The sequence below is a fragment of the Streptomyces mesophilus genome (assembly GCF_011044995.1).
GTDB classification, from domain to species: Bacteria; Actinomycetota; Actinomycetes; order Streptomycetales; family Streptomycetaceae; genus Streptomyces; species Streptomyces mesophilus.
In genome coordinates this window covers 1-10312 of record NZ_JAAKZW010000269.1, presented here as the reverse complement: position 1 = coordinate 10312, position 10312 = coordinate 1, and the positions used below count along the sequence as shown (strand labels likewise).

At 68.0% G+C, this 10312-nt stretch carries 9 protein-coding genes and 2 pseudogenes; 4 read left to right on the top strand and 7 right to left on the bottom strand.

The features are described 5' to 3' along the window. Positions 1-1104: pseudogene (locus tag G6045_RS35865) on the top strand (hypothetical protein); the annotation flags it as partial. 305 nt (positions 1105-1409) lie between these two features. On the opposite strand, the gene G6045_RS35860 reads toward G6045_RS35865, so the two are convergent. From G6045_RS35860 to G6045_RS35845, 4 genes are all read right to left on the bottom strand, one after another. Beyond that, positions 1410-3863: an ABC transporter permease gene (locus G6045_RS35860; protein ID WP_165336401.1), complete on the bottom strand. Its 2454-nt coding sequence runs from the start codon at positions 3861-3863 to the stop codon at positions 1410-1412. Further along, positions 3860-4591 carry an ABC transporter ATP-binding protein gene (locus G6045_RS35855; RefSeq protein ID WP_165336400.1) on the bottom strand — a complete coding sequence of 244 codons (732 nt, stop codon included), beginning with the start codon at positions 4589-4591 and terminating at the stop codon, positions 3860-3862. Before G6045_RS35855 ends, G6045_RS35860 begins: the two co-directional genes overlap by 4 nt. Then, entirely contained in the window at positions 4588-5175 is a 588-nt protein-coding gene (locus tag G6045_RS35850) for a helix-turn-helix transcriptional regulator (protein WP_165336399.1), read from the bottom strand. The genes G6045_RS35855 and G6045_RS35850 overlap by 4 nt, the downstream gene beginning before the upstream one ends. A 192-nt stretch (positions 5176-5367) precedes the next feature. Beyond that, positions 5368-5970, bottom strand: a complete 603-nt coding sequence (locus G6045_RS35845) for a hypothetical protein (RefSeq protein WP_165336398.1) — start codon at positions 5968-5970, stop codon at positions 5368-5370. A 251-nt stretch (positions 5971-6221) separates the two neighbouring features. On the opposite strand from G6045_RS35845, the gene G6045_RS35840 reads away from it, so the two are divergent. The 3 genes from G6045_RS35840 to G6045_RS35830 all read left to right on the top strand — a co-directional run bounded on the left by G6045_RS35840 (position 6222) and on the right by G6045_RS35830 (position 7813). Then, positions 6222-6473 carry a hypothetical protein gene (locus G6045_RS35840; RefSeq protein ID WP_165336397.1) on the top strand — a complete coding sequence of 84 codons (252 nt, stop codon included), beginning with the start codon at positions 6222-6224 and terminating at the stop codon, positions 6471-6473. Between the two features lie 4 nt (positions 6474-6477). Continuing rightward, positions 6478-6855 (top strand): toxin Doc, encoded by a 378-nt coding sequence (locus G6045_RS35835; RefSeq protein WP_165336396.1) that lies wholly within the window; start codon positions 6478-6480, stop codon positions 6853-6855. Positions 6856-7075: 220 nt separating this feature from the next. After that, entirely contained in the window at positions 7076-7813 is a 738-nt protein-coding gene (locus G6045_RS35830; RefSeq protein WP_165336395.1) for a dienelactone hydrolase family protein, read from the top strand. Positions 7814-8403: 590 nt separating this feature from the next. On the opposite strand, the gene G6045_RS35825 is transcribed toward G6045_RS35830, so the two are convergent. From G6045_RS35825 to G6045_RS35815, 3 genes and pseudogenes are all read right to left on the bottom strand, one after another. Beyond that, on the bottom strand, positions 8404-9258 hold the full coding sequence (locus G6045_RS35825; RefSeq protein ID WP_235968529.1) for a class I SAM-dependent methyltransferase: 855 nt from the start codon (positions 9256-9258) through the stop codon (positions 8404-8406). Positions 9259-9414: 156 nt separating this feature from the next. Further along, positions 9415-9891: a GNAT family N-acetyltransferase gene (locus tag G6045_RS35820; RefSeq protein WP_165336394.1), complete on the bottom strand. Its 477-nt coding sequence runs from the start codon at positions 9889-9891 to the stop codon at positions 9415-9417. A 331-nt stretch (positions 9892-10222) separates the two neighbouring features. Beyond that, positions 10223-10312, bottom strand: a pseudogene (locus G6045_RS35815) (SAM-dependent methyltransferase); the annotation flags it as partial.

Genomic DNA, 10312 nt, shown 5'->3' with positions numbered 1-10312 from the left:
GTGGGGGAGAAGGGAGGCGGGGAAACCAAGATCCGCAAGCTCCGGGCGAAAGTTGCAGAGATCGTCGGTTACTTCGTGCTGGCTGTCCTGGCTGTGGCGGGCGCTACGTGGTGTTATCCGAATGCGGAATACCCGACGATGAAAAGCAAGCCGCTCGAGTCCATGACCCTGCAGGTCGACCAGAAGGGTGTGGCAGCCTCAGTCTCCGTATGGAGTATGGATATCTCGAAGGCCAAGGCGTCTGAGTTCACGATGCTGCCCGAGGCTGAAGGAGCAAGCTGCCTTCTGGTGGTCGCGGTGGGACTCGATGTGGCAGAGGGGGAGTCCGTCAAATGGGCGCTGCGCTTCGAATCCCTCGACAAGGGCGCGAAGCTTCAGCGTATTTCGAAATTCAGTGAGTCCTCATCCACGTACCAACACCTCAAGTTCGAGGAGAGCAACAGAAGTTACGATTCCGAAGCCATCGACCTGCTGACCGGGGAGACGACCAAGGAAACTGCGCACGGTTACCTTCTGACGGGCGAGGCTAAGGGACCTCTTCACGCATCGACGACGGTGGACGCCTCCTCTGCCGACGACACGCCGTGGTCCGGCCATGCCGCCGTCATGCTGGCCTGGCGGGGGCCGAGTCCCGCGAAGATCCAGGGTGCCCACGTGGTGGTCAACGCTCCCGACCTCACCACCAAAGGTGAACTGGAGCACCCCGAGATCCCGTTCAGGACGTATCCCGCCGAGAAATTCCAAGCGGTCTGGCAAGAGACGCTCAGCGGACAGCCCTACAGTCTGCAAGCGGGGTCGGTGGATGACGTCCGCGGCGAGTACTGGACATGGCGTAACGAACGCAACGCGTCCTTGACGGGCGTCTTCGCCTCCGGCGTCCACCCGGAGCGAGCGCAGGCCGATACGGAGAAGGTCTTCGTCGCCGGAATCCTGCTCACCATCGGGGTCGCCTGCGCTGTGGCGGGGCTACAGGCCGCCCTCTCGGGTGGTGCGATGCTACGGACGAGGACTTCCGCCCCGCCCCGTGTACCTGCGCCGGCCACGCGAACGCCCACCTCTGAAAACGCCTCCTGCGCGGGGCCCCGTCCCCCGGACGCGCCGTAGACGACGGGACAGAAGGCGGTATCCCGAGGCGTCCAAGAGAACCGTGCGGGCGCCCGGGGCCGGTTACAACGGATCACCGCGTACAGATCGGCCTTGCTCGCCACATCGCGCCGTCAGCGCTCAACGGGGCGGGCACGCTCCTGTGCGACTTCGCCACTGTCCACGCCGGCTTGGAAGGTGACACTTCCAGCGGGCCGGCCCCTGGGGAGCTTCGGGTGCAGGGCTCCTTCGGCTCCGGTTCTCGGTGAGCTGTCACGGGTCTTCTGCAGGTCGCGCAAGGGCTGAGAACTGGTGAACAGTCTCTGCTATTCCAGTCGGTGCCGTGTCACCGATACGGGTTCTCTGCCGGCGGTGAGCCATGCGGTGCCGGCGGCCAGGAGCGGGAGTGCGAGCAGGGCGGGTGCGAGGGGGAGGTAGGGGACGCGGGCGAGGGTGTCGAGGTCGTCGGCGTAGGCGGCGAGGAGGATTGAGTAGGCGCCGATGGTGCCGAGGATGACGCCTGCGAGGGCGAGGCAGCCGGCGGTGGCGCCGGTGAGGTTGCGGCGGATGGTCTTGGTCGCGCCGGTGGCGGTGAGAGTGCCCAGGTCGTCGGTGGCTTCGCCGCGGATGGTGCCGACGGTCATGGCCAGGACGCCGAGCGCGAGGACGGTGCCGCCGGCGATGGAGGCCCAGCGCAGGGTGGCGAGGCCGTCCTGTGGGTCTCGGGTTTCGGTGACCAGGCCGTGGGCGACGGCCAGTTCGCGGGCGGCGGTGAGCTGGGAAGCGGTGAGGTCCTTGGGTGCTTGGACGAACCAGCCGACAGTCACTGTCTGCCAGCCGTGGCGCCGCACCGCGTCGGAGGTGAGGAAGGCGTCCGGTACGGAGCTGTAGGACGAGCCCGGGATCGGCTGCGTGCGGGCGATGAGGTCGCGCTGCGGGGCGCCGAGGAGTTCGAGTTCGCCGGTGCTCGGCGTGAGGACGTCGGTGCCGGTCTGGGTCGCCTTGAGGTCGAAGCCGAACTGTCGGGCAGCTTCCGGGGTGGCGACGTACAGGGCTGAACTACGCCAGGTGTCGGCGCTTGTCTTGCGGCCGATCTCGATGACGGGCTGTCCGCCTTCGTCGTCGACGTTCCCGCCGCGGGTCTGCGGCGCCTGGGAGGCGTACGCCTTCGTCAAAGGTGTTGGTGTGGCGCCGAGTTGGCTCGCGTACTGCTCGATGGCCCCCTGTACCTGCTCGAATTCCTGCTCGCTGATGCGCGGGACGACGGGGGAGTCGGAGCCGATGCGGATGAGGAGTTGGTTGGCTGCCAGGTTGCCCTGCCGGGCCGAGTCGACGTTGGCGGCGGCCAGGACCGAGAGGGCGACGGGGATGCCGATGGCGAGGGTGATGGCGGCGAGCGCGGCGCCGGCCCGTGCCTGGTGGCGGCCGAGGTCGCGCAGGGCGAGCCGGGTGGTGAAGGGCAGGCGGCTCGCGGTGGCTGCCATCAGCCGGATCAGCAACGGGCTGAGGAGGAGCAGACCGAGTACGACGGCCACGATGCCCAGCGAGATGAGCATCCCGTTCGTCTGGTGGGCGGCGATCAGGGCCCCGATTCCCGCAGCCAGCAGGACGAGCGTTGCCCACAGTGACTGCCGGGCGGGCGCCGGCCGCGGTGGGCGTGCCGAAAGTGCCTGGGCCACGGGGATACGGGCCACGGAGCGGGCCGGCCACCATGCCGCGAGGGTCGGCGCGAGCACCGCGAAGAGCACTAGCAAGGGGAGCAGCCCCCAGGGGAGGGCGAGGCTGTCGATGCGGTGACCGGCGCCGCTTTCCATGCGCGGGGCGATCGGCAGCCAGGCCAGTACGCCGATGAGCGCGCCGACGACGGCAGCGGCGAGGCCGGTCATGGCGCCGTGGGCGAGCAGGACGAGCTTCAGGTGCCGATGGGTGGCGCCGAGCGAGGCGAGCACACCGAGTTGACGCAGCCGGCGTTGCGCCGTGACCGCGAAGCCGGCCGCGGCGACCAGCGAGACCAGCAGCAGGGCCACGGTGGCGAGCGCGAACACCGCGGTGGTGGCAGGAGCCTCGTCGAAGTCGCTGCGCTGCTGGACGAACTTGGGGCCGCTGTCGATCTGGCGATACGCGGCGTAGTCGTCGGCCGAGGCGGCTGCAAGAACGACCAGCGTGGTGGCGGGACGTGCCGCCACCTCGGACCCGGCGGCTGCGAGAGCGAAGGTGTCCGTGAGCTTCTGCGGGTTCTCCACCAAGCCCACGACCCTCAGGCGCTGTCCGTCCAGGGTGACGTGGGCACCGACGCGGGTACGAAAGAGTGCAGCGGCGGAGGGGGTGAGAGCGATTTCCGAACTGGTCGTCGGGAATTGGCCGTTGACCAGGGCAAGCATCGATGAGCCGAAGCGGCCCTGCGGATCCTGTGCCCGTACGTCCAGCGGCTTGACGGATCCGGGGACCGGCACGTCCCGGTGCCCGATGATCTCCACGTCGCCCAGCTTGTCGTCGGCGACACCGGCCTGCTCCCGCAGTTGCTGCGCGCCGGTTGCTTCCAGTCTGATCCGCTGCTGTGCGGTGCCGAACGTGGAGGACGCGGAGTCCGGATAGGCGTGGGCGGCGGCGAGTCCGCAGACGGCCGCGGCGACCGTGAAGGCGACGAGGGTGACCAGCAGGACTTGTTGGCGCCATTCGCGGCGCAACAGCCGCCATGCCCAGCGCACCACGGCGCTACGAGCCGGCAGCCCGCCGTTCGGCGCCCGCTGCGGCGTCCTCTCGAGGGTTGCCGTGCTCACCGACCTGACTCCCGCCCGGACGAGAGCAGCGACTCCGGACCCTCGGGTTCGGGCCCGGCGTCGATGACACGACCGTCCCGGACGAACACCACGCGGTCGGCCCAAGCGGCGAGTTGGGCGTCATGGGTGACCAGGACCGCGGCAGCCCCGTTCCGGCATGCGCCGCGGATCAGCCGCATCACACCCTCGCCGCTGTCCGAATCCAGTGCGCCGGTCGGCTCATCGGCAAGCAGCAACCGACGGTCCCCGACCAACGCCCGGGCGATCGCGACCCGTTGCCGCATGCCGCCCGAGAGCTCATCGGGGAAGCTGCCCGCACGGTCGGCAAGGCCGACCTCCTCAAGCGCACGTATCCCTTCCCGGCGGGCTTGCTTGGCCTTCATGCCGTCGAGTTCCAGCGGCATGGTGATGTTCTCCACCGCGGTCAGACCGGCCAGAAGATTGAAGTCCTGGAAGACATAACCGATCTGACGCCGCCGTAGCCGCGCCCGCTTGTTGCGGCTCAACTCGGACAGTGCGGTCCCCTCGATCCACACCTCGCCCTCGGACGGCTCCTCCAGGCTCCCCGCGATGGTGAGCAGCGTGGACTTGCCGGACCCGGACGGACCCATCACCGCCACCAGCTCACCGGCTCGCACGGCCAGATCCACCGCGTCGAGCGCCTGCACGGCCGCCGTTCCGCTGCCGTACGTCTTCGACACCTGACGCATTTCCAGTACGGCACTCATCGCGTGGCTCCCCGAAGTCGGCGGGTACGGGTGGACGGTGCGGCGTCGGCAGGGGCGGCGGGCGCAACGGGTGCGTGGTGCTTCAACCGGCCCTCCGCGGCGTCCAGCCAGCGCACGACGGACTCGAGGCGGAACAACTGGGCATCGGCAACGAGCAACAGCGACAGGTCGTCCGCCGCGTCCTCCTTGAGCCGGGTGTACTGCTTCATCTGCGCGATGGTGTGGCGCCGGTGTGTCTGCAGCACGTCCCGCACATCGACCCCGGGCAGGCGCAGCCCCACCAGCACCTTGATGACCAGCTCATCACGCGGCGGCGCATCCGCAGGCGGCGGTGTACGCAGCCACACATCGAGCTCCTGCGCTCCGGCCTCTGTGATCTGGAAGAGCTTCTGCGGCCCCTCGACGGTGTCGTCAGGGTCGGACTCGACCAGGCCATCCCGCTCGAGCCGCTGCACGGTCGTGTACACCTGACCGGTGTTGAGCGGCCATACCTCCCCGGTCCGCTCCTCGAATTCCTGCCGCAGCCGAAGCCCGTACTTCGGGCCCTCGCTGAGCAGAGCCAACAACGCGTGACGCACGCTCATCGAGCTCTCCCATCCTCAATATACTGAGTAGAGTACTCGGTATATAGAGGCACGCAAGGAGGCTGCAACCCTCCGTCTCTCTTCCGGTCGTGGCATGGAGCCGTGTCCGAAGTAGTCCTGGTCCGCGCGGAGCTCGAGCGCTTCTGTCACCTCGTCACGGACCCACTGCGGGGCTCCGCAGGTCGGTCAGCGCTACTGCCTGCCGGTGCTGGCCGATGTCTGTGACCTTGGGAACGGATCCGTCTCCCACATCTGAACGACGTGACGTGCCGCGTCCGCGTATTGGGCGGCCGGTGACGCGGGATCGTCGAGGACATCCTGTTCTTGTGTGCACTCCCACTCGATGTGGGCGGCCAGGTCCACCAACTCCTGTGCCTTGTGCGGAGAAAGCTCGTCCACGGATCTCCTCATCACCCACAGCAGTTCGTCCCAGCGCTCAGGTGCCACCTCGCGAACCGCCGTGACGAACGCCTGGGGCAGTGTGTACGGAGTTCGTCCGAAGGGGGCATACAGAACGTCTCCCGTGTCAGCGTCGGTCACGGTGAACTGTCCGACAGGACGCACCAGCAGGGTGCGCCCGTCATAACGGGTCAAGGTCAACTCGATCGCGTCCGCGTTGCCGACAGCGACACTGCTGAGCACTCCCTGATGCCGGCTCTCACGACCAGGGCGCTCCTCGTCGTCGCTTATCCACCGGTCATCGAGGACGACTCTTCGGCCGCACAGCACGGTCCAGTCGGCCACCGCCGAGTCATCTGGTGCGGTGCTGCTCACGGCCTCGTCAACATGGGTCATCGGCAGACACGATGCACTGCACAGCCACACGATCCCGCAGAGCCACGCCGGGCAGAGACCACTCCCGCGCGACCGAGCGGATTCGCTGGTCATCGTCGGCTCGCCCCCGAGGCGAAGGCGGCCTGACGCCGACGGTGATCGCGTGGCCGGCCGGTCGGTGACGTTCCGTCCTCGCGGCTAGAGGTACCTGAGGCCGTCTGTTCTGACCTGCAATGTTTTACGTCCAGGTACCGCATGGGTAGCGTTATGTCATGCCTGCACTCAATGTGGACTTCAGTGAAGAGGAGCTCGCCGAGCTCCGCGCCCTGGCCCAGGACACCGGCGAGCCGATGAAGGCGATCGTCCGCAAGGCGACTGCCGACACCATCTCCCGGCACCGAGCCCTGCGCGAGGCCGCCGAGGTCTTCCAGCGCACCTTCCATGACCCCGCGCTCGCCGACGCGATCTCAGCGGCCGGCATCGATGACGGACCTGCCCGGCGCTCCGCTGGACAGGCCGCCTGACCCGATGCCCCCTGTGATCCACATCGACGTGCCTTGGCTGCTGCGGCAACACGAACAAGCCCTCCCCGATCAGCCTCTGATCTCTGACTTCTCCGCGCTGGTCGCGGCCGTGGCACGGCACCGGGTCGACCCACCCCGGCTCGGCATCGACTCCGACGCTTCCTGGCGCGCGGCCGCGCTCCTGCAGACCCTGGTCCTGCTGCGCCCGCTGCCCGCACACAACGTGCGCTTCGCCTGCGCCATCGTCATCGCCTACATGCACGCCTCCGGCGAGGGCCTGGATGCGCCGTACGGCGAACTCGTCGAACTCACCACGGAGTTGACGACGTTCAAGGCAGACGTATTCACCGCAGCCGACAAGATCCGCACCTGGCGTCTCTGAGCCACCTGCTCGGTGCGGTGCATGCCGTGTGGCGGCTCTGCCCCTGCGATGTCGCGGAGTCGCGCGCAGGGCGTCTGCGGCGAGGGCGTCACCGTCGGCAGCGAGGTGTTCTTGAAGCCCTGAGCACTTGGCAGCCGTATTTCAGAGGGACACGCGCACTGCTCTGCCAACGGCAGAACACCGGCCGGACCGGGCTCGGTGATCACTACAGTCCCGTCTCATGACGACGATGACGACGCGCGCGGTCGAGTACCCGGCGGACGGTTTGACGATGATCGGGCACCTCGCTCTCCCGGCCGGTGCCGATCGCCGGCCCGCGGTGCTGCTCGGACCGGAGGGCATGGGGCTCAGCGACGTCGAGCGCCGCAGGGCCGACGCTCTCGCCGAAATGGGATATGTAGCGCTGGCCTTCGACCTTCACGGTGGGCGCTATCTGGCCGACCCCGAGGAGATGCTGGCCCGTTGCATGCCGCTGCTCGCCGACCCCGACCGGATGCGAGCCATCGGCCACGCGGCGCTCGACGTGTTGCGCACCGAACCGCGGACCGACCCCGACCGGATAGCCGCCGTCGGCTACGGCACCGGCGGCGCCATCGCACTGGAACTCGGGCGCGATGGAGTCAACCTGCGCGCGATCGGGACCATCAACGCAACTACCACGGGCCGACCGGGCGAGGCAGCACGCATCCGCTGCCCAGTGTGGGCCGGGGTCGGGTCGGAAGACCCGATCATGCCGCCCGCGCAACGCAACGTATTCACCGCCGAGATGCAGGCCGGGGGCGTCGACTGGCGCCTCACGGTCTACGGCGGTGCCCTGCACGCCTTCCACCACCCACCGGTCGACCACCCCACGGTCCCCGGCGTCAGCTACCACCCACAGCACGCGCAGCGCGCCTGGCGCGACGTCGTCGACCTGCTCACCGAGTGCCTGCCCGTGACGGAGGACCTGGGGGTGTGACCCAGGCAGACACCTGATGCCTGGCCTGGTCGGCGTCGGGCACTGACAGTCCCCGGCCCTCAAGTCCGCACAGCAGACCGTCGCCCGGGCCGCACAAGGTTCAACCTGGTTGGTCTATGCCGAAGGCGTCCGGCGAGTATCTCACCGCCGCGATCAAGCGCCAGGAGGAGGCGTCCGAGCACGCTCGGACGGCGGCAGGCAAGTGCATTTGGCCTCAAGGCGGAGCTCATCATGGCCCGAGAGGAGGTCAAGTCCCTCCGCGACGAGCGTGATCGGCTGAAGGCCGGCGTGCAGCAACAGCTCGGCCACCAAGTCGACACCATCAGCTGGTCGAACAGATCAACGAACTCACCGCCGCGAACAGGGCCCTTGAACGCGTGATCGCCCAACTGCAGGACGGGGCCTTAGTCAAGGACCCGCGGGCCCTACAGCTGCCCCTCCACGTGATCAGCGGTCATCAGCATGACCGAGCTAGAGATTGCGGAGAACCTGGAACTATTCAGGGTTCCGGCTTCGCCCATCAGCACGGTCGGCCGGTACTGTCTGTGCGTGCTCGAGAGCGTGCGCTATGTGCCAGCCTGTTGGTCGAGCTACTCCTGCTGGTGGTTTCGACGCGCGAGATGGACGGTGATGTCGGCGGCGATCTCGACCGTCTCGGGCAGAACCTGAATGATCTGGCTGAAGACCTGCTCTTGTTCGGAGGCCGGCAACACGACGTAGGCTGAGACGGTCGAGAGGTGGCCCACGTAGTCGCGAGCACTCATTACCAAGCGCCGTTCGATTACGGCCTGCTCAACACCGCCGAACCACTCGGACCGTTGGAGTTCCGTGCCGGGCCACTGCATGTCATGTTCCGCAGGCGTGCCGTCCGGGGACGGGACCTCGTCGCTCTCGAGGAACGGTGTCCGGACGGCGCGAACGGCTTCCTGCACGGTCGGGTCGGCCAGTTGGATTGGCCCGCTGAACGAGGCGAACACGCCGCCCGGCTCAAGAAGTGCGGCCATGCGTGACCAGCGGCTCTCGGGCCTTGTCCAATGCAGTGCTGCGGCCGCATAGACCAGCCCGTAGTGCTCGCCCGGTCGCAAGTCTTCGAACGCCGCCTGCACTGTCCGGACGTTGGCCGGCACGTGCTTGCGCAGCTCACAGAGCATGGCCCCGTCAGGGTCGGTCGCGGTGACCGCGACCTCCCGCTCGGCGAACAGACGGGTTGCTTTGCCGGTCCCAGCGCCGATCTCAAGGGCGGTGCGCACCGGGTGACCCGCGTACGCCATCACCATGTCGAAAAGCTCCACGGGATACCCCGGCCGGAAGCGCTCGTACGCTTCCGCCATCACTCCGAAACTCAGCGCGCGACCAGGCATGCCGTGCATCCTCACACGCTCTGCAAAGTCGGTGCTGTTCTTTTCGCGCCCGGTCGCCCGATCATGGGCATCAATCTGCAGCAACAGCGACTGCTCATCGGGATGAGCTCGCGGTCCGGGCCTCCGGTTGCGTGAAGAGCGCGTCACGTTGCATCCACGATGTGTCGAGCAGCTCACTGCGCGTCGTGGGGAGGGGCGAGCAGCGGTCGGCGCGCGGCACGTCACGCCCCGTTGAGCTCGTCATGACGGCAGGGGACGCGTCAGTCGGACGTCCTCCACGGCGTAGCCCAACTCCCGGTAGAACGACTGCGCGGTCGTATTGGCGGCGCCGGTCTGCAGGGTCACCCGGCCCAGGCCGCGATCGCGAGCCCAGGATTCGACAGTGGACATGAGCAGTCGCCCCACGCCCTGACGGGCGGCTCCCGCCGCGACGGCCAACTCGCCGACGTACGCATCCATGGCGCCGGTGAAGTGCCGCTGTTCCTCGACCGAGACCACTGCAACAACGGCGCCCTGATGGGTCGCGACGAACACCTGGGTGGTCTCGTGTGCTGTGGCTGCGGCCAGTGAGGCGGCCAGCCAGCCCTTGGCCGCGCTCAAGACGGCTGTGGGGTCCCGCCAGGGCGCGACGCCCTGGGTGAGGCGTGGCGCCAACTCCATGATGGCTTCGTGTTCTTCCTGGGTCGCAGCGCGGACAAGCACGGATGTATTCGTCATGGCGGAGCAGCCTTGCAGACCGAGCGGGATTGATAAATGCCCTGCTCATATACAACATGCGCGGCTCGACAGGGTGAGAGCTGTCCTGGACCTGAGGCGGCGCAGGAGAAGATCGAGGCGGTGTACGACTTGGTACGACAGCGGGCCTGTGCCGTACGGGCCGGTGGGTTGAGGGGGAGAAGTCCGCGCCGGTGTCGGCTGGTGCGGCCGACACCGGCGGGGGATGCCGGCCCTAAGGCCTGTCTGACAATTCCCGTCGTGTCAGCGAGTGTCCGCCGAGTTGGCAGTCCGGAAGTGCGCCGACCGTCTGGCGGGTAGCGCCGGGCAGGACCTACGAACGGCGGGCCAGCAGGTGGGCGTCGAGGAAGCCCCGTTCGGAGGCCGGATCGTGAAGCAGCCGGGCGAAGGGAACGAGCCCGGC

Coding starts and splice junctions, on each gene's coding strand:
- G6045_RS35845 (WP_165336398.1), bottom strand. CDS start 5,970: ATGACCCATGTTGACGAGGCCGTGAGCAGCACCGCACCAGATGACTCG.
- G6045_RS35820 (WP_165336394.1), bottom strand. CDS start 9,891: ATGACGAATACATCCGTGCTTGTCCGCGCTGCGACCCAGGAAGAACAC.
- G6045_RS35830 (WP_165336395.1), top strand. CDS start 7,076: ATGACGACGATGACGACGCGCGCGGTCGAGTACCCGGCGGACGGTTTG.
- G6045_RS35840 (WP_165336397.1), top strand. CDS start 6,222: ATGCCTGCACTCAATGTGGACTTCAGTGAAGAGGAGCTCGCCGAGCTC.
- G6045_RS35855 (WP_165336400.1), bottom strand. CDS start 4,591: ATGAGTGCCGTACTGGAAATGCGTCAGGTGTCGAAGACGTACGGCAGC.
- G6045_RS35835 (WP_165336396.1), top strand. CDS start 6,478: ATGCCCCCTGTGATCCACATCGACGTGCCTTGGCTGCTGCGGCAACAC.
- G6045_RS35850 (WP_165336399.1), bottom strand. CDS start 5,175: ATGAGCGTGCGTCACGCGTTGTTGGCTCTGCTCAGCGAGGGCCCGAAG.